General features: G+C 62.8%; 20 protein-coding genes. 12 read left to right on the top strand and 8 right to left on the bottom strand.

Annotated elements, in window-relative coordinates; all coding sequences use genetic code 11:
- The first annotated feature begins 245 nt into the window (after window positions 1–245).
- The 3 genes from OKW28_RS15070 to OKW28_RS15080 all read left to right on the top strand — a co-directional run bounded on the left by OKW28_RS15070 (window position 246) and on the right by OKW28_RS15080 (window position 3,565).
- Window positions 246–1,067, top strand: coding sequence for an alpha/beta fold hydrolase (locus tag OKW28_RS15070; protein ID WP_018420811.1), 822 nt, complete (start codon window positions 246–248; stop codon window positions 1,065–1,067).
- A 359-nt stretch (window positions 1,068–1,426) separates the two neighbouring features.
- Complete coding sequence (locus OKW28_RS15075; RefSeq protein ID WP_184067005.1) at window positions 1,427–2,221, top strand: NAD-dependent epimerase/dehydratase family protein; 795 nt, start codon at window positions 1,427–1,429, stop codon at window positions 2,219–2,221.
- Between the two features lie 45 nt (window positions 2,222–2,266).
- Window positions 2,267–3,565 carry an MFS transporter gene (locus tag OKW28_RS15080; RefSeq protein WP_429446682.1) on the top strand — a complete coding sequence of 433 codons (1,299 nt, stop codon included), beginning with the start codon at window positions 2,267–2,269 and terminating at the stop codon, window positions 3,563–3,565.
- 142 nt (window positions 3,566–3,707) lie between these two features.
- Here OKW28_RS15080 and OKW28_RS15085 read toward each other — a convergent pair whose 3' ends face one another.
- The 4 genes from OKW28_RS15085 to garL form a co-directional block, all read right to left on the bottom strand.
- A complete protein-coding gene (locus OKW28_RS15085) occupies window positions 3,708–4,001 on the bottom strand; it encodes a contact-dependent growth inhibition system immunity protein (RefSeq protein ID WP_429446683.1) in 294 nt (97 codons plus the stop codon).
- A complete protein-coding gene (locus tag OKW28_RS15090; protein WP_429446684.1) occupies window positions 3,998–4,831 on the bottom strand; it encodes an RNase A-like domain-containing protein in 834 nt (277 codons plus the stop codon). The genes OKW28_RS15085 and OKW28_RS15090 overlap by 4 nt, the downstream gene beginning before the upstream one ends.
- Window positions 4,832–5,378: 547 nt before the next feature.
- Window positions 5,379–6,308 (bottom strand): 2-hydroxy-3-oxopropionate reductase, encoded by a 930-nt coding sequence (locus OKW28_RS15095; protein ID WP_429446686.1) that lies wholly within the window; start codon window positions 6,306–6,308, stop codon window positions 5,379–5,381.
- Window positions 6,305–7,105, bottom strand: a complete 801-nt coding sequence (gene garL, locus OKW28_RS15100) for a 2-dehydro-3-deoxyglucarate aldolase (RefSeq protein WP_429446687.1) — start codon at window positions 7,103–7,105, stop codon at window positions 6,305–6,307. The genes OKW28_RS15095 and garL overlap by 4 nt, the downstream gene beginning before the upstream one ends.
- A gap of 233 nt (window positions 7,106–7,338) precedes the next feature.
- Between garL and OKW28_RS15105 the strand changes: the two genes are divergently transcribed.
- Complete coding sequence (locus OKW28_RS15105) at window positions 7,339–8,922, top strand: aldehyde dehydrogenase (NADP(+)) (protein WP_429446689.1); 1,584 nt, start codon at window positions 7,339–7,341, stop codon at window positions 8,920–8,922.
- 143 nt (window positions 8,923–9,065) lie between these two features.
- On the opposite strand, the gene OKW28_RS15110 is transcribed toward OKW28_RS15105, so the two are convergent.
- From OKW28_RS15110 to kdgD, 3 genes are all read right to left on the bottom strand, one after another.
- Complete coding sequence (locus OKW28_RS15110) at window positions 9,066–9,809, bottom strand: FadR/GntR family transcriptional regulator (protein WP_429446691.1); 744 nt, start codon at window positions 9,807–9,809, stop codon at window positions 9,066–9,068.
- Window positions 9,810–10,030: 221 nt separating this feature from the next.
- A complete protein-coding gene (locus OKW28_RS15115; RefSeq protein ID WP_429446693.1) occupies window positions 10,031–11,389 on the bottom strand; it encodes an MFS transporter in 1,359 nt (452 codons plus the stop codon).
- Window positions 11,390–11,578: 189 nt separating this feature from the next.
- Entirely contained in the window at window positions 11,579–12,496 is a 918-nt protein-coding gene (kdgD, locus tag OKW28_RS15120; protein ID WP_429446695.1) for a 5-dehydro-4-deoxyglucarate dehydratase, read from the bottom strand.
- A 255-nt stretch (window positions 12,497–12,751) separates the two neighbouring features.
- Between kdgD and garD the strand changes: the two genes are divergently transcribed.
- The 8 genes from garD to OKW28_RS15160 all read left to right on the top strand — a co-directional run bounded on the left by garD (window position 12,752) and on the right by OKW28_RS15160 (window position 21,969).
- Window positions 12,752–14,341 (top strand): galactarate dehydratase, encoded by a 1,590-nt coding sequence (gene garD, locus OKW28_RS15125; RefSeq protein ID WP_429446697.1) that lies wholly within the window; start codon window positions 12,752–12,754, stop codon window positions 14,339–14,341.
- Between the two features lie 100 nt (window positions 14,342–14,441).
- Window positions 14,442–15,296: an NAD-dependent epimerase/dehydratase family protein gene (locus OKW28_RS15130; protein WP_429446699.1), complete on the top strand. Its 855-nt coding sequence runs from the start codon at window positions 14,442–14,444 to the stop codon at window positions 15,294–15,296.
- Complete coding sequence (locus OKW28_RS15135) at window positions 15,293–16,222, top strand: SMP-30/gluconolactonase/LRE family protein (RefSeq protein ID WP_429446701.1); 930 nt, start codon at window positions 15,293–15,295, stop codon at window positions 16,220–16,222. Before OKW28_RS15130 ends, OKW28_RS15135 begins: the two co-directional genes overlap by 4 nt.
- A 610-nt stretch (window positions 16,223–16,832) precedes the next feature.
- On the top strand, window positions 16,833–17,825 hold the full coding sequence (locus OKW28_RS15140; protein WP_429446703.1) for a TRAP transporter substrate-binding protein: 993 nt from the start codon (window positions 16,833–16,835) through the stop codon (window positions 17,823–17,825).
- A 175-nt stretch (window positions 17,826–18,000) separates the two neighbouring features.
- Complete coding sequence (locus OKW28_RS15145; protein ID WP_035470962.1) at window positions 18,001–18,510, top strand: TRAP transporter small permease; 510 nt, start codon at window positions 18,001–18,003, stop codon at window positions 18,508–18,510.
- A 13-nt stretch (window positions 18,511–18,523) separates the two neighbouring features.
- The gene (locus OKW28_RS15150) at window positions 18,524–19,876 is read left to right on the top strand and encodes a TRAP transporter large permease (protein WP_187610219.1); all 1,353 of its coding nucleotides are present in this window, start codon (window positions 18,524–18,526) and stop codon (window positions 19,874–19,876) included.
- 77 nt (window positions 19,877–19,953) lie between these two features.
- Complete coding sequence (locus tag OKW28_RS15155; protein ID WP_429446705.1) at window positions 19,954–21,165, top strand: porin; 1,212 nt, start codon at window positions 19,954–19,956, stop codon at window positions 21,163–21,165.
- Between the two features lie 249 nt (window positions 21,166–21,414).
- Window positions 21,415–21,969 (top strand): putative glycolipid-binding domain-containing protein, encoded by a 555-nt coding sequence (locus tag OKW28_RS15160; protein WP_026225863.1) that lies wholly within the window; start codon window positions 21,415–21,417, stop codon window positions 21,967–21,969.
- Here OKW28_RS15160 and OKW28_RS15165 read toward each other — a convergent pair.
- Window positions 21,966–22,553 (bottom strand): N-acetyltransferase family protein, encoded by a 588-nt coding sequence (locus OKW28_RS15165; protein ID WP_429446707.1) that lies wholly within the window; start codon window positions 22,551–22,553, stop codon window positions 21,966–21,968. The genes OKW28_RS15160 and OKW28_RS15165 overlap by 4 nt on opposite strands.
- Window positions 22,554–22,575: the final 22 nt, after the last annotated feature.

Here is a 22,575-nt window from a genome sequence, read left to right on the forward strand (position 1 = left end):
TTTACTTCTACGATGCACGCTGCCGCGTGGCCGTTTCCGCTTTTTCTCTTCAGTATCCGTTGCGCATTATCCGTTCGCCATTCGTTTGGTGTTGATGTTATTTCGCGGCGGAATTTCTCAATAGGTCATTACTCATTGCCGCATTCGCACGGCGTTCTGTCATGCGTCGCGCGCATGCTTCGTGAGCAGCTTCCGCTTCATCCACCTGCCGGCGACGGCAGACTTCATCGACAAGGAGTCAGCAGATGAGCACGATCAGGACGAAAGACGGTACCTCGATTTTCTACAAGGACTGGGGCCATGGCCGCCCGGTCGTGTTTTCGCACGGCTGGCCGCTGACCGCCGATGCGTGGGATGCGCAGATGCTGTTTCTCGGCAGCAAAGGCTTCCGCGTGATCGCGCACGACCGGCGCGGTCACGGCCGCTCGGAGCAGCCGTGGGACGGCAACGAGATGGACACCTACGCCGACGATCTCGCCGCACTGATCGAACATCTCGATCTGCAGGACGCGACGCTGGTCGGCCATTCGACAGGCGGTGGCGAAGTTGCGCATTACATCGGCCGGCATGGCACGGGGCGCGTCGCGAAGGCTGTGCTGATCGGCGCGGTGCCGCCGCTGATGCTGAAGACCGCCGATAATCCGCTCGGCCTGCCGATCGACGTGTTCGACGGCATCCGCAAGGGCGTCGCGGACGATCGCTCGCAGTTCTTCAAGGATCTGGCCGTGCCGTTCTACGGCTACAACCGGGAGGGCGCGAAGGTGTCGCAGGGCGTGATCGATTCATTCTGGCGCCAGGGCATGGCCGGTTCGATCAAGGGGCTATATGACTGCATCGAGCAGTTCTCCGAAGTCGACTACACCGAAGATCTGAAGAAGATCGACGTGCCGACCCTGGTGCTGCACGGCGACGACGACCAGATCGTGCCGATCGACGCAGCCGGCCGACGCACCGCGGAGATCGTCAAGAACGCAACGCTGAAGGTTTATCCGGGCGGCCAGCACGGCATGTGCACGGTGGAGGCCGACAAGGTCAATGCTGATCTGCTCGAATTCATCGGCGCCTGAGCGAACGTAACGATGTGATCTGTTGAGGGCGCGGGCGGCATACGGACGCCGCTCGCGTCGGACGCCACGCGCCCGCTGGCGTCGGGTAAATCCGCTCCTGGAACAAAAATCCAATTCTAGTTATACGATGTCGCACGAACGCGACGTTCCTATGCCTTTGTTTTTTAAGGAGCTATGAAACTGCCGCGCAGTAATTTAAGGGTAAATGCGGAGTTGAAATCCGCTTGTCCATCATCGATAGTACGTTATCGTACAACTTGAGTGTGTTATGCGACGCGCGCAGCGCGATTTCGCCGGCCGCTCAGATTCTCTGTCTGTTCTCTGAAGACCTCGCGCGCGGCGCAGTAAAAGGAACCCCTATGAAGAAGATTGCCCTGAGTGGCGCCGGCGGCCAGCTCGGCTCCGTGGTACGTGCTGAATTCGTCGCGCGTGGCGTGCCGTTGCGCTCGGCCGCGGGCTCAAAAGTACTGACGCCCCTCGTCGACGGCGAAGACGTGATGAACGGCGACCTGCGCGATCCGGCGGTGGTCGACCGTCTGCTGAACGGCGTGGACGTGCTGATCCATTTCGCCGGCACGAGCGTCGAGCGTCCGCTGCCCGAGATCATCGAGAACAACCTGCGCGGCCTCGTCGAAGTCTACGAAGGCGCGCGCCGCAACGGCGTGAAGCGCATCGTGTTCGCGAGCTCGAACCACGCGATCGGCATGTACCCGGTCACCGAGCATCTGAGCCTCGACTGCGAACTGCGCCCGGACGGCTTCTACGGCCTGTCGAAGGTGTGGGGCGAAGCGCTCGCGCGCATGTACTGGGACAAGCACGGCATCGAAAGCGTGTGCGTGCGGATCGGCAGCTGCCTCGAGCGTCCGACCGAGCAGCGCCATCTGAGCACCTGGTTCGGCCACAAGGACCTGATGCATTTCCTCGAGCGCTGCATCGAAGCGGAAGACGTCGGCTTCCTGACCATCTGGGGCGTGTCGGCCAATACGCGCAGCTGGTGGGACAACAGCGGCGCCGCGCGTCTCGGCTACGAGCCGAAGCAGAACGCCGAGGACTACGCGCAAGACATCCTGTCGCGCCCGAATCCGCTCGATGAGCTATGCCAGCGCTACCAGGGCGGTAGCTTCGTCGGCATCGACTATTCGCGCAAGGCTTAAGTCCCGTTCGGTTTGACGGGCATTGCATCACGAGGAGTAGCAGCAATGAAGATCAAGGGTATTCGCTGGTGGATGGTCGCGCTGGTCGCGGCCGGCCTGATCATCAATTACCTGGCGCGTAACACGTTGTCGGTTGCGGCTCCGACGATGATGAAGGAGCTGAACATCACGACCGAGCAGTATTCGCACGTGGTCGTGGCGTGGCAGCTCTGCTATGCGTTCATGCAGCCGGTCGCCGGTTTCGTGCTCGACACGATCGGCACCAAGGTCGGCTTCGCGGTGTTCGCGCTGGCGTGGTCGGTGGCTTGCGCGGCGGCGGCATGGGCGACGGGCTGGCGCAGCCTCGCAGTGTTCCGCGGTATCCTGGGTCTCGCCGAATCGGCCGGGATTCCGGCTGGCGTGAAGGCGACCAGCGAGTGGTTCCCGGCGAAAGAGCGGTCGGTTGCGATCGGCTGGTTCAACATAGGCTCGTCGATTGGCGCGCTGCTTGCGCCGCCGCTCGTCGTGTGGGCACTGTTTCACGGCCGCTGGCAACTCGCATTCGTGATCGTCGGCGTGGCGGGTATCGTATGGAGCGTGCTGTGGATGATCATCTACAAGCATCCGCGCAACCAGAAGCTGCTGGGCAACGCGGAGCGCGACTACATTCTGAGCGGACAGGAAGCGAAGCATCACGATGACATCAACACGCCGAAGCGCAACTGGCGCGCGATGCTGGCGAGCCGCGATTTCTGGGCGATCGGTATTGCGCGAATTCTGTCCGAGCCGGCCTGGCAAACGTTCAACGCGTGGATTCCGTTGTACATGATGACCGAGCGTCACATGAACCTGAAGGAAGTCGCGATGTTCGCGTGGATGCCGTTCCTCGCCGCCGACATCGGCTGCGTGCTCGGCGGTTATCTGAGCCCGCTGTTCCACAAGTACGCGAAGGTGTCGCTGTTCACGTCGCGCAAGATGGTGTTCGTGGTCGGTGCGCTGTTCATGATCGGGCCTGCGTGCGTCGGTCTCGTCGAGAGCCCTTACATGGCGGTGGCGCTGCTGTGCGTCGGCGGCTTCGCGCACCAGACGTTGTCGGGTGCACTGTACGCGATCACGTCGGACATGTTCGGCAAGCACGAGGTCGCGACCGCGACGGGCATGGGCGGCATGGCTGGATATCTGGGCGCCGCGGCGTTCACCGCGCTGTTCGGTGTGCTCGTCACGCAGATCGGCTATAGCCCGCTGTTCGTCGTGCTGGCGGTGTTCGATCTGATTGCCGCGGTCGTGGTCTGCCTGATGGCCAGGAGTTCGGACAAGATGCCGGAGCCGAAGTGGGCGTCGGCCGGTGCGGTGACGGCGAAGTAGGGCGAAGTGCGGTTGGCTTTAGCGGGCCAATGTTGTGAAAGAAGCGGCGCCCATGAGTGGGCGCCGTTTTTTTGTGGTCGGGCTTTGCGGCCATATGCAACATGGCGGTGTTGCGCCGTGAGCGTTGCAGCCGGCAAGCAGATTAGTCGCCCAGCAGACGTTTTAATTCGTCAAAGAAGGACTCGGTCGTGTATCCCCACAATTTCGGATAGAAATTAAATCCATAATCTTCGTAAAACTTTTGGTCAAGACTCTCGCCTGCTTCTTTTTTATATTTGTCTATTTCGCGCAGCGTTTCGGCAATTTCTTCAGTAGAACTGTCTCCCTTGAAGCACGATACAACCTCCGCCAGGCTATCGCCTAACAGATCACTATCCTGGTTGAGATATCCGCCAAACAAGACATAGAACTGAGGATATGACTCCTTGTTCATCATTTCAGTAGATAAGACGTAAAAATGTAATATGGCATCCCATTGAATTCTTGAAATTTAATGACGATATGAACGGTGCTCATGTCCTTGAATTCTCCGGTTTCCCGAATAACTCCATAGCCTACCTTTTTTCCGACGTCCTGAGATAAAGTCAGAAATCGCCTCGGATTTGATTGAGCCCAATTCCTGATCTCAGACGCGTTGGACTCCATCACTCTAGAGATCGACCATTCGGCCGCCGCTAAATCCCTAAACGACGATACCACGTCTCTTTTCGGTTCCAGGCGCAACCTTTCCCGCAACTGCGCTTCGGTCCGTCCGACGTGCTTCAACAGCGTATGTCCGCCAATCCGGCTCCCCGCCTTCGCTTCGTGCATGTCCAGACTGATCCGGCCCATCACGATCCGCGAAGCCCGTACAGCCTTGATCGAACCAGCAAAGCCAAACGGCACGACCATATCGAGCGACAGACCGATATTGTTCGCCATATCGGGACTGGCCTTAATCGCTTCGGCGAGTTTCGTCGTGCCCTGCTGGGTGAGCGTCGCCGTATCTCGCGCCGTCCAGATCTGACGCAAGCCGGCGGCCGCTGCGTCGGAGCCATGTACGCCGAACACGACGCATCCGGCCTTGCTTGCCATTGTCGGTTCCGGCATCACACAGAGCGCTCCGGCTCCGACCATTTCCAGCAGACCGCCGACGAGTTGCAACCCGCCCCATAGCCGGTTGGAAAGCATTTCGCTGTGGCTAATCGACTGGCGGGTCAGCACCGCCACCAGTTGTGGCGCACTGAGTACGAGGCGCACGCCGTCCGAATCCTGGTCATACGACACTGTGGACTCCTCTGTAGTTGTTGGGGCTGCCAAGCTAGCAGCCGACTACAGGGATAGGGAATGGGCGAAGGATGATTCTTGCGCCCGTCCGTGCTCCCCAATGGTTCGCTCGATCGGACGTTAGTCGGATTGCATGGCGCAAGGGCATGGCGGCGAATGTCGCGACAGCGCGGCCACCACCCACGCCGTGTGCTGTGAACAGGCGCAAGATGGGCGAATAGCTCGTAATGAAAATGCGAAAGCAGCAGCGATACGGCGGCGAGCGTCGACGACGCACTGCGCCTGTTCGAACATCAGGCTGCTGCCGTTACTGAGGGGAGAACTGAAGGTCGCGAGATATGCTCACGCGTTGATAGTCATACGCTGGTGACAAACGCTGGATCAGGCGGCAATTCAGAGCGATGCCGCGGCGGAAGCCGTGATGGTCGACCGTGAGGAGGATCGCTCTCGATCAGACGACGAATTGCGATCGAGTCGGCCATCGGTCACATGGGGACAGACGGAAAACCCGATCGCAACTGTGAAGTGGCGCCGTGCGACTGCGTGCTTACGCGGTCTTCTGACCGATCTCGTGATTCGCGAGCACTTCGAGCGCGCGCACCATCGCCGAGTGGTCCCACGCCTTGCCGCCGTGCGCGACGCACGCGTTGAACAGCGCCTGGCAGGTGGCGGTGTTCGGCAGCGACACGCCGAGCGCCTGCGCGGTCGACAGCGCGAGGTTCAGGTCCTTCTGGTGCAGTTCGATGCGGAAGCCCGGATCGAACGTGCGCCTGGTCATGCGCTCGCCGTGCACTTCGAGAATGCGCGACGATGCGAAGCCGCCCATTAGCGCCTCACGCACGCGCGCCGCATCGACACCGGCCTTCGACGCGAGCAGCAGCGCTTCGCCGACCGCCTCGATGGTCGCCGCGACGATCACCTGGTTGGCGACCTTGCACACCTGGCCCGCGCCGACCGCGCCGATCAGCGTGACGTTCTTGCCCATCATGTCGAACAGGGGCTTCACGCTGTCGAACGTGGCCTGTTCGCCCCCGACCATGATGGTCAGCGAGCCGGCCTTCGCGCCGACTTCGCCACCGGACACCGGCGCGTCGAGATAATCGGCACCGGTTGCGCGCACGCGCGCCGCGAAATCGCGGGTTGCCATCGGCGAGATCGAACTCATGTCGACGACGGTCTGGCCGGCGCGCAGCGCGCTCGCGAGGCCGTTCTCGCCGAACAGCACGCGTTCGACGTCCGGCGTGTCAGGCACCATGATGAAGATCACGTCCGCGTTGGCGGCGACCGCGGCGGGGTTGTCGCATGCGAGGGTGCCGGCCTGCGTGAGCTCGGCGGGCACGCCGCTACGCGTAAAGGCGGCGAGCGACACGCCGTTTTTCAGAAGGTTGGCGGCCATGGGCTTGCCCATGATGCCGAGTCCGATAAAGCCTGCTTTTTGCATGGAATGCTCCGAAGATGTCGTGGCGGCCGCGTTCAAGCCTCACCCGCCGGTTTCTGCATGAAGTGTTTCTGTGCCGCCTGCGCGGCGCCCTTGAGCAACCCGAGATCCGCACAGACGGCGACGACGCGCGCGCCCATCGACAGATATCGTTCCGCGTCGGCCTGCACCGGCGCGAGAATGCCGCTCGACTTGCCGGCCGCCTGCGCGCGCGCGAACACATGCGCGATCGCCTGCTGCACGTCCGGATGGCTCGTATTGCCGAGGTGGCCATACGAGGCTGCGAGGTCGGACGGACCGATGAAGACCGCGTCGATGCCGTCCACCGCGAGGATGCTGTCGATATTCTCGACCGCCTTGCGGCTTTCGATCTGCGGGATCACGCAGACGTTGTCGTTGGCGATTGCAAAGTAGTCGGACACGGTGCCGTAGCGATTGCCGCGATGGCCGACCGACACGCCACGAATGCCCTGCGGCGGATAGCGTGTCGACGCGACCGCGCGGGCGGCGTCGTCGGCGCTGTCGACGAAGGGCACGAGGAAGTTCGAAAAGCCGCTGTCGAGAAAACGTTTGATCACGACGCTGTCGTTGGCCGGTGGTCGGACGACCGGTGCGCTGCCGCTGTCCTTGAGCGCCATCAACTGCGGGATCAGCGTGAGCACGTCGTTGGGCGCGTGTTCGGCGTCCAGCAGCATCCAGTCGAAGCCGACCGTGCCCAGCAGTTCAGTGGCGATCGGGCTGGCGAGCGACGCCCAGCAGCCGATCTGGGTTTTTCCCTCGCGCACCGCGCGCCGGAAGCGGTTGGGCCAGGATTCGTAAGGCGTGACGGCGGGCATGCGGTGTCTCCTCGAACGGCGATGGATCGGGAAAAGCTGCGACAATGCTAAACCCCGCGAAATGCGAGTTATAAGTCGTCGTATGACTAGCGCAGATTAGCACCGCACGGCCCGGTTGTAACGGGCGAGTATACCCGTATGCCCCTGTCAGACAAGCGTTTTGGGTTGCATAAGGTCCCCGCGATGTTGTAGGATGACCTATATCTTTAGCCTTCATTAAAGGAAAGCCAAAAATGCCTATTACCGGCGAAATGCTGATCGGTCGCAAAGCCGTGCGCGGCGAAGAAAAACCGCTGCGCGCGTTCAATCCTGCCACGGGTTCCGAGATTGCCGAGCCGGTGTTCGGCAGCGGCACCGTCGAGAACGTCGAGCAGGCCTGCGCGCTCGCGCAACGGGCGTTCGACGCCTACCGTCAACTGCCGCTCGCAGTGCGCGCCGAGTTCCTGGACCGTATCGCCGACGGCATCACCGCGCTCGGCGACGAACTGATCGAGCGCGCGCAGGCTGAATCGGGCCTGCCGAAGGCGCGTCTGGAAGGCGAGCGCGGCCGCACCACCGGCCAGTTGAAGCTGTTCGCGCAGACCGTGCGCGCGGGCCAGTGGCTCAACGCTACGCTCGATTCGCCGCTGCCAGAGCGCAAGCCGCTGCCGCGCTCGGATCTGCGCATGCAGAAGATCGCGCTCGGCCCAGTCGCGGTGTTCGGCGCGAGCAACTTCCCGCTCGCGTTCTCGGTGGCGGGTGGCGACACCGCCGCGGCGCTGGCTGCTGGCTGCCCGGTCGTCGTGAAGGCGCATCGCGCTCACCTCGGCACGTCGGAGCTGGTCGGTCGCGTGATCCAGCGTGTCGCGCAGGAAATGGATCTGCCCGAAGGCGTGTTCTCGATGATCGTCGGCGCGGGTAACTCGGTCGGCGAGGCGTTGGTTGCGCACCCGGCCATCAAGGCGGTCGGCTTCACCGGTTCGCGCGCGGGCGGCACTTCGCTGATGCGCGTCGCGGCGGCGCGTCCGGAGCCGATCCCGGTGTACGCTGAAATGAGCAGCATCAACCCGGTGTTCCTGCTGCCCAACGCTCTTGCGGCACGCGGCGACAGCATCGCGCGCGGTTTCGTCGACTCGCTCGTGCTCGGCGCGGGCCAGTTCTGCACCAACCCGGGCCTCGCCATCGCGATCGACAGCGACGCGCTGAAGGGCTTCGTCGCGACGGCATCGGAAGCGCTCGCGGCGAAGCCGGCGCAGACCATGCTGACCTCGGGCATTCACGCCGCGTATGAGGACGGCGAAGGCAAACTGGCCGCAACGAAGGGCGTCGAAGTCGTGGCACGCGGCGTCGCCGCAACCGGCCCGACCCAGGCTTGCGCGGCGCTGTTCGTGACCGACGCGCAGACGTTCCTCGCGAACCCGGCGCTCGAAGACGAAGTGTTCGGCCCGGTGTCGACGATCATCCGCTGCAAGGACGAGCAGGAAATGCTGAAGGTCGCCGAACACTTCGCCGGCCAGCTGACCGCGACGCTGCAGATGGACAGCGCCGACGTGGCGGCTGCGAAGAAGCTGGTGCCGATTCTCGAGCGCAAGGCCGGCCGGATTCTGGTCAACGGCTTCCCGACCGGCGTCGAAGTGTGCCACGCGATGGTCCACGGCGGCCCGTTCCCGGCAACGTCGGATAGCCGAGCGACCTCGGTCGGCACCACGTCGATCGACCGCTTCCTGCGCCCGGTCTGCTACCAGGACTTCCCGGCCGAGCTGCTGCCGGAAACGCTGGCTGACGGCAATCCGCTGGAACTGTGGCGTCGTCGCGATGGCGAACTCACGCGCGGTTAATCGCGTGACGCCGTCCTGAACGGATGCGTGCCCGGGCCCGGTCGGCCGGGCGCGGATCGAAGGGAAGGGCGGATGCAATCGCAAGATAAAAAAATGGCCGGGAGATTCCCGGCCATTTTTTTCGCCCGCGAGCTTCGTGAGAATCAGCTGTTCGCTTCGCTCACTTCATTCGCGCGACGCAGCCGCTCGCGGCTATTCGACAGATGCATGCGCATCGCCGCGCGTGCGCCTTCGGCGTCGTGCCGGCTGATCGCCTCGAGGATGCTTTCATGCTCGAGGTTCACGAGCGACAGATACGCATCAGGATCGGCGCGCGCGATGCCGGCCGAGTCGAGCCGGTTGCGCGGAATCAGCGCGCTGCCCATTTGCGACAGGATGTCGACGAAATAGCGGTTGCCGGTTGCGCGTGCGACCGAGATGTGGAACTGCAGGTCGGCCTCCACGCTGTCGAGCCCGTTGTGGCGCGTGGCCTCGATCGCGTCGAGCGCGGTGCGCATGCGCGCGAGGTCGTCCGGTTTCGCGCGTTGCGCGGCGAGACCGGCGCATTCGGTTTCGAGGCTGATGCGCAGCTCCAGAATGCACAGTACGTCGCGCAGCGTGGTGGCGGGCACCATGTCGATGCCGAGCTTTTCGCGTTGCGGCTCGAGCACGAAGCTGCCGATGCCGTGCCGCGTCTCGATGACCTTGCCTGCCTGCAGCCGCGAGATTGCCTCGCGAATCACCGTGCGGCTCACGCTGAGTGTGCTCATCAGCTGCGATTCGGTGGGGAGTTTGTCGCCCGGCTTCAGCAGGTTGGCCGTGATCTGCTCGGTGACGTAGTTGACGACGAATTCGGCAAGATTGCGAGCGCGTCGTGGCGGTGCCGCGGATGCTAGTGGTGTAGCCATCGAAAACGCTCCTTGTTTGAAAGATCGCTGGGAATCGTGCATTTTTATTATATCGTCGTCTGACGACTGATTATATAAGGCCTGATCGTTTCCGGCGCAAATGTCACGTATATCGGCGTAGGCCCGAAGTTTGGCGCCTCGGCGCGGATAGATCGCGCGAGGCGCCGGGTCGGTCGGCCGGAAATACGATAACCGCGACGATAACCAAGCCTATAACGGGCTCACGCCGGACGCAACTCGACCCGCCGGATGTCCTTGACGATCACCAGATAGCTGATCACGGTCAGCAGCGCGTTCGCGCCGACGAACACCAGCGCGCCATTGAAGGAGCCCGTGCGCGCGACGAGATAACCGATCACGATCGGCGTCACGATGCCGGCGATGTTGCCGAACATGTTGAAGATCCCGCCGGACAAGCCGAGCGCTTCCTTCGGCGACGTATCAGCGACGACCGCCCAGCCGAGCGCGCCGATGCCCTTGCCGAAGAACGCGAGCGACATCAGCGCGACGACGACCCAGTCGGTCGACACGTAGTTGCAGCCGATGATGCAGGTCGACAGCAGCATGCCGCCGACGATCGGCACCTTGCGCGCGACGGTCAGCGAACAGCCGCGGCGGATCATTCCGTCCGACAGCACGCCGCCGAGCACCCCGCCGAGAAAGCCGCAGATCGCCGGCAGCGAGGCCACGAGGCCCGCATGCAGGATCGTCATGCCGCGCGCCTGCACGAGGTAGATCGGAAACCACGTCAGGAAGAAGTAGGTCAGCACGTTGATGCAGTACTGCGCGAGATAGACGCCGAGCAGCATGCGGTTGCCGAGCAACTGACGCACGAGCGTCCAGCCGCCGGCCTTCGAAACATCGTCCGGGTGCGTCTTGCGCGCACCGCTGACGAGGCCGCCGCCTTGCTCGATGTACTCGAGCTCGGCGCGCGACACGCGCGGGTGGTCGGCGGGATTCTTCATGACCTTCAGCCACGTCAGCGCGAGCAGCAGCCCGGCCACGCCCATTACGACGTAGACCATTTCCCACCCGAATGCGTGAGTGAGCCACGCCATCAGCGGCGTGAACACGACCGCGGCGAAGTATTGCGCGGCGTTGAAGATCGCCGACGCGGTGCCGCGCTCGTTGGTCGGGAACCAGCTCGCGACGACCTTCGCGTTCGCCGGGAACGCCGGCGACTCGGCCGCGCCCATCACGAAGCGCAGCGCGAACAGGCCGGTAATCGCCGCACCGGCGCTGCCGAGCAGGCCGACCGAGCTCTGCAGCAGCGTGAATATCGACCAAAAGAAGATGCTCGCCGCGTACACGCGGCGCGCGCCGAAACGGTCGAGCAGCCAGCCGGCCGGCAGTTGCGACAGCACGTAAGCCCAGCTGAATGCGGAAAAGATATAGCCCATGCGGATCGCGTCGAGGCTGAACGCGGTGCGCATTGCGGAACCGGTGACGGACAGCGTCGCGCGGTCGGCGTAGTTGAGGGTGGTGATCACAAAGATCAGCAGCAGGATCCCGTAGCGGACCTTGGTGCGTGCCGCGCTAGAAGCGGCGTCGGTGGAACTGGCCGAGCGGCTCAAGTCCATGGTCATCTCCTGTATTGTCTGGCGAGGTGTAGTCTGCACACCGGGTGGCCCGCAGACCACCTGCCTGTCGGGCAAACACACGAACGCCCGGCGACGTTGCTGTGCCGGGCGTTCGCCACGCGGCCGTCTAGGCGGCCCTCATCGATGAGGCTGGCGAGCTTTCTCGCTCGAGACCCCGGCGCCGGTGCCTTACTGCGGTCCGAGCTTCTTGATCAGCGCGTCGAGCTGCTCCATTTCTTCCGGCGTCAGGTCGGTCAGCGGTGCACGCACCGGACCTGCGTCGTGGCCGACCAGCTTCGCGCCAGCCTTGACGATGCTGACCGCGTAGCCGGCGCGGCGGTTGCGGATCTTCAGATACGGCAGGAAGAATTCGTCGATCAGCTTGCCGACCGTCGCGTGGTCGTCAGCGGCGATCGCGCGGTAGAAGTCCATCGCGGTCTTCGGAATGAAGTTGAACACCGCCGACGAGTACACCGGCACGCCCAGCGCCTTGTAGGCTGCAGCGTAGACTTCCGCGGTCGGCAGGCCGCCGAGGTACGAGAAGCGCTCGCCGAGGCGGCGGCGGATCGTCACCATGTTTTCGATCTCGCCCACGCCGTCCTTGAAGCCGATCAGGTTCGGGCAACGGTCTGCCAGACGCTCGAGCATGTCGGCGTTGAGCTTCGAGTTCGCGCGGTTGTAGATGATCACGCCCATGCCCGGAACAGCCTTGCAGACCTCTTCGGCGTGCTCGGCGATACCGTCCTGGCTTGCTTCGGTCAGGTAGTGCGGCATCAGCAGGATGCCGTGCGCGCCGAGGCGCTGCGCTTCCTTCGCGTAGGCGATCGCCACGCGGGTCGGGCCGCCGGCGCCGGCGAGGATCGGTACCTTGCCCTTGCAGACCTCGACGGCGGTGCGCACGACTTGCGTGTAGTCGTCATGCGTCAGCGAGAAGAATTCGCCCGTGCCGCCGGCGACGAACAGCGCCGAAGCGCCGTACGGAGCGAGCCATTCGAGACGCTCTGCGTAGGTGTCGGCGCGGAAGTCGCCTTTAGCGTCGAAGTCGGTGACGGGGAAGGACAGGAGGCCTTCCGAAACGATCTGCTTGAGTTCCTGCGGTGTCGTCATGATCAAAATATCCAGGCGTCGGATTGGGTCGTTGTTGGTTCCAACCAGTACAACGGACGTCGTACTAGTAGAAAATCTTTGGAAATCAGATTTCTTATACGTCATCGTACAACAACATATCCGGTAACTCAACGGGGTTTTCACGGCATAATTCACCCTATAGGGTAAATACGGAACATCCGGGCAAAACTTCATGTTGTAGGATGACGTATGATTTCTGGCGAAGCAGGTCTATCACGCCTCAAGGATCGATCAATGGAACAAACTCCGCTCTACATCCGCGTTCATCCCAATGACAATGTCGCGATCGTCGTCAACGACGGCGGTCTGGGCGAGGGCGCGGTATTTGCCGATGGCCTCAGGCTGCGCGAGCGTGTGCCGCAGGGCCACAAGGTCGCGCTGGCCGATCTCGCCGAGGGCGACGAGGTCATCCGCTATAACGTCGTGATCGGTTATGCGCTGAAGCCGCTGCCGAAGGGCAGCTGGATCAACGAGCACGTGATCCGCATGCCGAGCCCGCCGGGACTCGAAGACCTGCCGATCGCCACCACCAAAGCGCCGGACATGCCGCCGCTCGAAGGCTACACGTTCGAGGGCTACCGTAACTCGGACGGTTCGGTGGGCACGCGCAACATCCTCGCGATCACCACCACCGTGCAGTGCGTCGCCGCCGTCGTGCAACACGCGGTCACGCGCATCAAGGCCGAGCTGCTGCCGAAATATCCGAATGTCGACGACGTCGTCAGCCTCGGTCACACCTACGGCTGCGGCGTCGCGATCGACGCGCCCGACGCGATGGTGCCGATCCGGACCGTGCGCAACATCGCGTTGAACCCGAACTTCGGCGGCGAAGTGATGATGGTGAGCCTCGGCTGCGAAAAGCTGCAGCCCGAGCGTCTGATGCCGCCGGGAACGATTCCGATCGCGGCGGCAGCGGTCGTCGACGACGTTGCGGACATCGGTGATGTCGCGCTAGACCAGAACGGCGACGTCGTGGTGCTGCAGGACGAATCGCACGTCGGCTTCCAGTCGATGATCACGTCGATCATGAGGATGGCCGAAGGGCATCTGAAGCGCCTGAACAACCGCCGTCGCGAAACCTGTCCGGCGTCGGATCTGGTGATCGGCGTGCAGTGCGGTGGTAGCGACGCGTTCTCGGGCCTGACCGCGAACCCGGCCGTCGGGTTTGCAACGGATCTGCTGGTGCGCGCCGGCGCGACCGTGATGTTCTCGGAAGTCACCGAAGTGCGCGACGGCGTCGATCAGCTGACCGCGCGCGCGGCCAATGCGGACGTCGCACAGGCGATCATCCGCGAGATGCAGTGGTACGACGATTACCTGAAGCGCGGCGGCGCGGACCGCAGCGCGAACACGACGCCCGGCAACAAAAAGGGCGGCCTGTCGAACATCGTCGAAAAGGCGATGGGCTCGATCATCAAGTCGGGCAACTCGGCGATCTCCGGCGTGCTGTCGCCGGGTGAGAAGGTCAATCAGAAGGGCCTGATCTACGCGGCGACGCCGGCCAGCGACTTCATCTGCGGCACGCTGCAGGTCGCCTCGGGCATCACGCTGCACGTATTCACGACCGGCCGCGGCACGCCGTACAGCCTCGCCGAAGTACCGGTCATCAAGGTCGCGACGCGTTCGGACCTCGCGCGTCGCTGGCACGATCTGATGGACCTCGACGCCGGCACGATCGCGACCGGCCAGTCCAGCATCCAGGAGGTGGGCTGGGAACTGTTCCGCCTGATGCTCGAAGTCGCGAGCGGCCGCAAGGAAACCTGCGCGGAGAAGCTCGGACTGCACAATGCGTTGACGCTGTTCAACCCGGCGCCGGTGACCTGAGCAGGCACCTTGCCCCGTCAATACTCAGGCGAGCGCCGGTCCAGCCGGCGCTCGCCTTTCCGTTCAGAAGACCCGATCGCAATCACAACAGCAAAGAGACATGACCGATTTGAACGTTGACCGCTCCGCGGCAAAGAAACCCTTCCGCCGTCTGCTGCTCACCGGCGCCGCCGGCAACCTCGGCAAGCAACTGCGTCCCGCGCTCGCGCAATGGGCCGACATCGTGCGCGTGTCCGATATCGCTGCGCTCGGCGAAGTCGCCGCGCACGAGGAAGCGGCCGTCGTCAATCTCGCCGATGAAGCAGCCGTGCACGCGCTGCTCGAAGGCGTGGACGCGGTGGTGCATCTCGGCGGCATCTCCGTCGAAGCGCCGTTCGAAGACCTGCTCGAAGCGAACATCCGCGGCCTCTACAACGTGTACTCGTCGGCGCAAAAGCATGGCGTGAAGCGCATCATCTACGCGAGCTCGAATCACGCGGTGGGTTTCCATCCGGTGACGTCGGTTCTCGATACCGAAGTGCCGCTGCGTCCGGACGGCATGTACGGCGTGACGAAGTGTTTCGGCGAATCGCTGTCGCGCTACTACTTCGACCGCTTCGGCCTCGAGACCGTGTGTTTGCGGATCGGCTCGTCGTTCGAGCAGCCGAAGACCGCGCGCATGCTCGTCACGTATCTGAGCTACCGCGATTTCATCGAGCTCGTGCGCTGCTCGCTGTTCACGAACCGCGTCGGTCACGCGATCGTCTACGGCGTGTCGAACAACCGCATCTCGTGGGTCGACAACACGAACGCCGCGTTTCTCGGCTACCGTCCGCAAGACAGCTCGGCGCAGTTCGAACACCTGTTCCCGCCGAGCGCCCCCGACACGCGCTTCGACGACCCGACCCAACTGTACCAGGGCGGCCCGTTCGTGCTAGCCGGTCCGATGGAGCCGAAGCGGGAGCCTAAACAATGAGCGCGAATCCGCAAGTGGAGCGCTTCGAAGCGGCCGGTCCGTTGCCCGCGGCCACCGGTGAAAGCCCGGTCTGGCGCGCGGCCGAGCAGGCGCTGTATTGGGTCGACATTCCGGCGAAGAAGATCGTGCGCGGTTCGCTCGAGACAGGCAAGCGCACCGAATGGCTGCTGCCGGAGCAGGTTGCCTGCATCGCGTTCGATCACGCCGGCACCGTGCTCGCCGGCTGCGAGACCGGCTTGTTCGCGCTCACGCTCGCGGACGCGTCGAAGGCGGCGAGCGGCGAGCCGCTGACAGCGTCGCTGCGCAAGCTCGCGGCGCCTGAATTCCCGCACGGCGGAATGCGTTTCAACGACGGCCGCTGCGACCGGCAAGGGCGTTTCTGGGCCGGCACGATGGTGATGGACATGGCCGCGGCGATCCCGGGCGGCGCGCTGTACCGCTTCGACGAGAAGGGCATGCTGTCCGCGCCGGTCGTCGATTCGCTGATCACGCAGAACGGCCTCGGCTGGTCGCCGGACGGCACGACGATGTATCTGTCCGACTCGCATCCGCTGCGCCGGCTGATCTGGGCGTTCGACTACGACGTCGACACCGGTGAGCCGCGCAACCGCCGCGTGTTCGCCGACCTGCATCACTATTCGGGCCGTCCGGACGGCGCGGCGGTCGATGCGGACGGCTGCTACTGGATCTGCGCGAACGACGCCGGTCTGCTGCTGCGTTTTACGCCGCAGGGCAAGCTTGACCGGCAGGTTCCGGTGCCGGCCATCAAGCCTGCCATGTGCGCGTTCGGCGGCCGTGATCTCGATACACTGTTCGTCACCTCGATTCGTCCCGCCAACGGCGCGAGCGAGCACGACGGCCACGTGTTCGCGCTGCGGCCCGGCGTGAGCGGGCTGCCTGAGCCCGAATTCGCAGGGCAACTGTAACGTTGCTTGCATGAAGCATGCGCCGGGACGAAGCTTTCTCCCGGCGTTTTCATTTTTCAGGACCACTCGTGTGGCCCTTTATTCGTCACTCGTCGTACAACATGTTGCGTGAAGACCACGACACCACGTATTTCTTCAGCAAAAATACAACAGCTCCGCAGACTATACCGATTCCGCCCCATCCAATGCCAGACGGCGCAGGGCCTTGTGGCATGCCACGCCGGTCATCCGTGCCGGCGCTTTTCTTGATGCGGGTAAATACCGTCTGTACAAGATAAAACCCCTTTTATAGACTTCGTATGTTGTCGTACAACATATAAGCCCAAACAAATGGCTTTCTGTGTTGGTGTGCCAGTGCAATTCGGTGGGTTTGCAGGGCATTCGTGCCGCTGCGGTCGATGCGGCATGCATGTCCGAAGCCGGCCGGCGTGATTGAAGTAAGTAGTCGAGTTGTCGACTGGAGTGCTGGGTCAACTGTGCCGGGGAAGTCGCGCAGCCAGTACGGCCAACGCCCGCGCCTGCGAAGGCAGTGAGCGTGAAGCCGGAGACGCGTCAAAACCATGTCACATCCGCTGTTGCTGGGATGGTCTATTTTTCAAGGAATGTCACGATGAACAAGAAGTTTGCCTCTTCCCATGTTTCGATGATCGTCGCGGCCGCGGCGTTGGCGTTCAGCACGATGTCGGCTGAAGCGCGTGTGTTCCGCGTTGCCGATGTGCACGGCGACACCTTCCCGACCAACATGGCCGTGAAGCACATGGGCGAGGAGATCAACAAGGCGACCGACGGCAAGGACTCCGTGAAGGTGTTCGGCAACAGCGCGCTCGGTTCGGAAAACGACACGATCGACCAGGTCCGTATCGGCGCGCTCGACATGGCCCGTGCCAACGGTGCTGCGTTCAACGAAATCGTGCCGGAATCGATGATCCCGTCGCTGCCGTTCCTGTTCCGCGACGTCGACCATTTCCGCAAGGTCATGTACGGTCCGGAAGGCCAGAAGATCCTCGACGCCTTCACCGCGAAGGGCATGATCGCACTGACGTTCTACGAGAGCGGCGCACGCTCGATGTACGCGAAGAAGGCGATCAAATCGCCGGCTGACATGAAGGGGCTGAAGGTCCGCGTGCAGCCGTCCGACCTGATGGTCGACGAAATCAAGGCAATGGGCGGCACGCCGACCCCGATGCCGTTCTCGGAAGTCTATACGGGCCTGAAGACCGGCCTCGTCGACGGTGCCGAAAACAACCTGCCGTCGTACGAAGAAACCAAGCACTTCGAAGTCGCTCAGGTCTACTCGGAAACCCAGCATTCGATGACGCCTGAAGTGCTGGTGTTCTCGAAGAAGGTGTGGGACACGCTGTCGCCGCAAGAGCAGCAGATCATCAAGAAGGCCGCGGCTGACTCGGTGCCGTACTACCAGAAGCTGTGGACCGCGCGCGAAGCCGACGCACAGAAGGCCGTCACGAAGGGTGGCGCAACGGTCATCGCGGCTTCGCAGATCGACCGCGCGGCTTTCGTGAAGGTGATGCAGCCTGTGTGGGCGAAGTACGAAAAGACCCCGCAAATGAAGCAGATCGTCGACGAGATCGAAGCAATCAAGTAAGTCTCGCGTCCCGGACGCAATCAGCAATTGCAACGCTTGTCGCAACAGCGGCGTGAATGGTACCGCGAGGAAATTCGCGAGACCTTCCGCCGCGCGATTTCGCGCGCGTGCGGATCGCGTCGCATCGGGACGGCTGAATTTCAAGCACAGGTCGGTCGTAAGCAAGGACAGGGTCATGAGTTTCCTGAAACGCCCAAATGATTTTCTTTTTCGCGTGCTGCTGGTCGTGGCGTCGCTTAGCCTCGCCGTACTTTGCCTGCTCGTGATTTATAGCGTGGTGATGCGCTACGTGTTTAGCGACGCGCCCGATTTCGTTGAGCCCATCGCATTGCTGCTGGTGATCCTGATCGCGATGTTCGGCGCCGCGCTGAAGGTTCGCGAGGGCGGTCACATCGGACTCGACTCGCTCGTCAAGAAATTGCCCGAGAAAGGCCAGGTGATCGCGAAAGGGATTCAGCACCTGTGTCTGGTCGCTTTCGCGGTGGCGGTCTTCGTCGGTTGCCTCGAGATGGCGGAAACCACGATGGGCGACCGCATTCCGATCATCGGCGTGCCGGAAGGCGTGCGCTACTGCATCCCGATCTTCGCGAGTGTGTGCATCGCGTTGTTCTCGATCGAGCATCTGCTCGAGCTCTTCGCGGGGAAACGGGAAGAGCCGGCGCTCGAACTCTCCGCCACGGAATAAAAGTAGAACCATCATGGAACTTGCCCTTCTTACCGCCAGTTTTCTAATCTTCCTCTTCCTCGGGGTTCCGGTTTCATTCGCGTTGGGCCTGTCCTGCGTTCTGACGTACCTGTTCGAAGGCTTGCCGACCGCGACCGCGATGCAGTCGATGATCTCGGGCATGAACGGTTTCTCGTTCCTCGCGGTCCCGTTCTTCATCTTCTCCGGCGAGCTGATGCTCCACGGCGGCATCGCTGACCGCATCCTGCGTTTCGCGCAGGCCACGGTCGGCCATTTCCGTGGTGGCCTCGGCATGGCCAACGTGGTCGCCTGTACGCTGTTCGGCGGCGTGTCGGGTTCGCCGACCGCGGATACGTCGGCCATGGGCGGCGTCGTGATCCCGCTGATGAAGCGCGAAGGTTATAGCGCCGCATACGCGGTCAACGTGACCACGCACTCGTCGCTCGCCGGCGCGCTGATGCCGACATCGACCAACATGATCATCTACGCGTTCGCCGCGCAAGGCGTGAGCGGCGTGCTGAACGGCAAGCAGATGAGCGGCGTGTCGATCGGCGATCTGCTGTTCTCGGGTCTGCTGCCGGTGCTGTGGGTGATGGGCCTCGTGCTGATCGCCGCTTACTGGCAGGCCGTCAAGTTCGGCTATCCGCGCCGTCCCGACGGCTCGACCGAACTGCAGCGTTTCCCGGGCTGGATGGCGGTGCTGCGCACGTTCATCGGCGCGGTGCCGGGTCTGATGGTCATCGCGATCATTCTGTTCTGCGTGGCGCGCGGTATCGCCACCGCGACGGAGGCGGCCGCAATCGCCGTCGGTTATTCGCTGATATTGACCATCGTCGTGTATCGCTCGCTGTCGATGAAGAAGCTCGGCCATGCGCTCGGCAAGGCCGCGAAAACGACCGGCGTGGTGCTGCTGCTGATCGGTGTGTCGAACATGCTGCGCTACCAGATGGCCTATCTGGAGATCCCGGAGGCAATCGAACGCATGCTCGACGGCGCGACCTCGCTGCCGTGGCTGATGTTGTTGTACATCAACGTGATTCAGGTGTTCCTCGGTACGTTCGTCGACATGGCGGCGCACATCCTGATCACAACCCCGCTGTTCCTGCCGATGGCCATGCACAACGGGGTGGGCCCGGTTCAGTTCGGCATCATGATTCTGCTGAACTGTGCATTGGGTCTCGTGCATCCGCCGATTGGCTCGGTGCAGTTCATTGGTTGCGCAATTGGCAATGTGTCGATAGGGGAAACTACTAAGGTGGCTTGGCCGTATTACCTCGCTATCTTCTCGGCCATCAATATTGTCACCTACGTCCCGTGGTTCTCGACTTGGTTACCGAGCATCATCAACGGCCATCCGGTGTTCTGATCCAAATAAAACGTCTTACCCACACTCAGCGGCGCTCGCATAGGCCGCATTAGAAAGTTTTTAACAGAGGAGTAAAAATGAAAAAGACTCTCTTAGCTTCGGCCTTGGGGTTGGTCGCCCTGGGCGCTCATGCGCAAAGCAGCGTGACGCTTTACGGTATCGTCGATACGGGCCTGGGTTGGCAGAACAGCTCGGCGTCGCTGACCACCGCGGCGAAACCGCAGACCATCCCTGGCAGCTCGCAGGTCAAGATGATCAACGGCATCTGGGCAGGCAGCCGTTTCGGTTTGAAGGGCTCGGAAGATCTGGGTGGCGGCACTAAGACGATTTTCCAGTTGGAAGAAGGCTTTAACAGCGCAACTGGCGCGCAAAGTGTGTCGGGTCTGGCATTCAACCGCCAGGCATGGGTCGGTCTGACGAACGCGCAGTTCGGTACGCTGACGGCAGGCCGCGGGTACACCTCGTACTACACGCTGCTCTCGCCGTATAGCCCGACCACGTGGCTGACCGGTGCATACGGTGCGCATCCGGGCGATATCGACTCGCTGGATACGACGTTCCGGGTGAACAACCAACTGGTTTATACGTCGCCGAGCTTTGCCGGTCTGACGGTTAGCGGTTCGTACGCACTGGGCGGCAATGCGGGCAGCTTCGCAGCCGGCCAAACCTGGAGCGTGGCGGCACAGTACCTGAACGGCCCGATCGGTGTCGCGGCAGGTATCCAGCGCATTGACAACGCGGCATCCGTTGCCACCCCCGCGTGGAATTCCACGGCGACGAACAACGGCGCTCAGCCGTCCGTCTCGGCAATCAACAACGGCTTCCAGACCGCAGCGAAGCAGCAGCGCATTGCGGTGACGGGTGGCTACGCGTTCAACTCGCAGTGGGACGTTTCGTTCGCATACTCGAACGTTAAATACGCTGCGGGCGAGGCTTCGCTGTTCCACGACACGCAGATCTGGAATACCGGTGGCGCAGTGCTGCACTGGAAGCCGATCACGGTGCTGGACGTGGCCGCTGGCTATAGCTACACCCGTGCAACGTCGTCGAACGGCATTCAGAGCACCGCTAGCTACAGCCAGTTCAACCTGTCGCAGTACTACTCGCTGTCCAAGCGCACCGGCCTGTACGCACTCGAAGCGTATCAGCGCGCTAGCGGCCAGACGCTGTCGGGCAACGGCAAGTCCATCATCAACGCAGTGGCAAGCATCGGTGACGGCCAGAACGGTTCGCCGTCCTCGTCGCGCAGCCAGACCGCGGTTGGCGTGGGTATCATCCACAAGTTCTAAACAGTTACTGAAGACGTGGCGGCGCGTTGTTTTGCCGCCACATCGACGCGTTTTTTTCGCATCGTCAGTCTCGCAAAGCTGCGCACATTACGTGCGCAGCTTTTTTTTTCGATGCTTCATTTTGATGCATCGCCGGCGCTGGTCTCGCCAGCGGTGCCAGATCTGGGTTGGGATTGCCTCGCGCGCGGGCTTTCGCGTTACGATGAGAGCCCGGCGCGCTTTCCTGCGCCGTTTCGCGAGGAGACGCCGATGCGTGAATTACGATGGGCTTCGGAAGAGGGCGATGGCATCGAACATCTGGTATTCGATGCGCGCGACGATGGCTTCGCCGTTGAAAGCGTCGTGGTCGGGCAGCGCTATGGCAAGGCGTACGGGCTGCATTACGCGGTGCGCTGCGACGCGCGCTGGCGCACGCGCTACGCGCGGCTGAAGATCGTCGGCGGCGGCGAGCTGGAGCTGCATGGCGATGGCGACGGCCACTGGCACGACGGGCACGGCCTCGCGCTCAGCGCGATCGAAGGCTGTATCGACATCGATATCGCGGCGACGCCGTACACCAATACGTTGCCGATCCGTCGGCTGCAATTGGCGCAAGGCGAACGTCAGCCGATCGAAGTCGCGTATATCTCGACGCCGGACTTGCAGGTCACGCGCGCCGAGCAGGCATACACGTGCATCGAGTTGAATGGCGAGTACCGCTACGAAGGCATTTTTCGCGAGTTCACCGCCAATTTGCGCGTGGATAGCGATGGTCTCGTGATCGACTATCCGACCTTGTTCACGCGTTTGCCGCGCGCGCGTTAGGTTTTGCGTTCGGCGTCGCCCGCTGCGTTTGAGTCGTCGTCGGGCCCAGTCGATGCGCCGCGGCCGAGCGGGCGTTGCATCAGCGTCGTGTCGAGCCAGCGGCCGTGCTTGTAGCCGACAGCCTTCAACGTGCCGGTCAGCTCGAAGCCGAGTTGCGCGTGCAACGACAGTGAGCCGCCGCTGCCGCCATCGGCGATCACTGCGATCATCTGACGCCACGGTCCGGTCTCGCAACGTTCGATCAGCGCCTGCAGCAGCACGCGTCCGAGGCCGCGTCCGCGATACGCGTCGTTGACGTAGATCGAGTCTTCGATCGTGTTGCGATAGGCGGCGCGCGGGCGATACGGCGTCGCATAGCAATAGCCGGCCACGTCGCCTTCGATCTCCGCGACCATATATGGCAGTCCGTGGCTGCGCACGCTTGCGAGCCGCGCGCGCAGATCGTCGACGGACGGCGGGGTTTCCTCGAACGACGCGACACCGGTCAGCACGTGATGCGCGTAGATCGCCTGGATCGCGGGGAGGTCGGCTTCGCTGGCGTCGCGGATCAGCGGGGCGTCGAGCGGAGGGCTGGGTGAAGTCATGCGGGGTCCTGTCTTGGCGGGC

The organism is Paraburkholderia sp. 40, assembly GCF_050434105.1.
GTDB classification, from domain to species: Bacteria; Pseudomonadota; Gammaproteobacteria; order Burkholderiales; family Burkholderiaceae; genus Paraburkholderia; species Paraburkholderia tuberum.

Excerpts from the sequence above, each read along its gene's own strand:
- OKW28_RS15135 (WP_429446701.1), top strand. The coding sequence starts at position 15,293 with ATGAGCGCGAATCCGCAAGTGGAGCGCTTCGAAGCGGCCGGTCCGTTG.
- OKW28_RS15130 (WP_429446699.1), top strand. The coding sequence starts at position 14,442 with ATGACCGATTTGAACGTTGACCGCTCCGCGGCAAAGAAACCCTTCCGC.
- OKW28_RS15145 (WP_035470962.1), top strand. The coding sequence starts at position 18,001 with ATGAGTTTCCTGAAACGCCCAAATGATTTTCTTTTTCGCGTGCTGCTG.
- OKW28_RS15110 (WP_429446691.1), bottom strand. The coding sequence starts at position 9,809 with ATGGCTACACCACTAGCATCCGCGGCACCGCCACGACGCGCTCGCAAT.
- OKW28_RS15165 (WP_429446707.1), bottom strand. The coding sequence starts at position 22,553 with ATGACTTCACCCAGCCCTCCGCTCGACGCCCCGCTGATCCGCGACGCC.
- OKW28_RS15150 (WP_187610219.1), top strand. The coding sequence starts at position 18,524 with ATGGAACTTGCCCTTCTTACCGCCAGTTTTCTAATCTTCCTCTTCCTC.
- OKW28_RS15070 (WP_018420811.1), top strand. The coding sequence starts at position 246 with ATGAGCACGATCAGGACGAAAGACGGTACCTCGATTTTCTACAAGGAC.
- OKW28_RS15075 (WP_184067005.1), top strand. The coding sequence starts at position 1,427 with ATGAAGAAGATTGCCCTGAGTGGCGCCGGCGGCCAGCTCGGCTCCGTG.
- OKW28_RS15140 (WP_429446703.1), top strand. The coding sequence starts at position 16,833 with ATGAACAAGAAGTTTGCCTCTTCCCATGTTTCGATGATCGTCGCGGCC.
- kdgD (WP_429446695.1), bottom strand. The coding sequence starts at position 12,496 with ATGACGACACCGCAGGAACTCAAGCAGATCGTTTCGGAAGGCCTCCTG.
- OKW28_RS15160 (WP_026225863.1), top strand. The coding sequence starts at position 21,415 with ATGCGTGAATTACGATGGGCTTCGGAAGAGGGCGATGGCATCGAACAT.
- OKW28_RS15080 (WP_429446682.1), top strand. The coding sequence starts at position 2,267 with ATGAAGATCAAGGGTATTCGCTGGTGGATGGTCGCGCTGGTCGCGGCC.
- garD (WP_429446697.1), top strand. The coding sequence starts at position 12,752 with ATGGAACAAACTCCGCTCTACATCCGCGTTCATCCCAATGACAATGTC.
- OKW28_RS15105 (WP_429446689.1), top strand. The coding sequence starts at position 7,339 with ATGCCTATTACCGGCGAAATGCTGATCGGTCGCAAAGCCGTGCGCGGC.
- OKW28_RS15115 (WP_429446693.1), bottom strand. The coding sequence starts at position 11,389 with ATGGACTTGAGCCGCTCGGCCAGTTCCACCGACGCCGCTTCTAGCGCG.
- OKW28_RS15085 (WP_429446683.1), bottom strand. The coding sequence starts at position 4,001 with ATGATGAACAAGGAGTCATATCCTCAGTTCTATGTCTTGTTTGGCGGA.
- OKW28_RS15155 (WP_429446705.1), top strand. The coding sequence starts at position 19,954 with ATGAAAAAGACTCTCTTAGCTTCGGCCTTGGGGTTGGTCGCCCTGGGC.
- garL (WP_429446687.1), bottom strand. The coding sequence starts at position 7,105 with ATGCCCGCCGTCACGCCTTACGAATCCTGGCCCAACCGCTTCCGGCGC.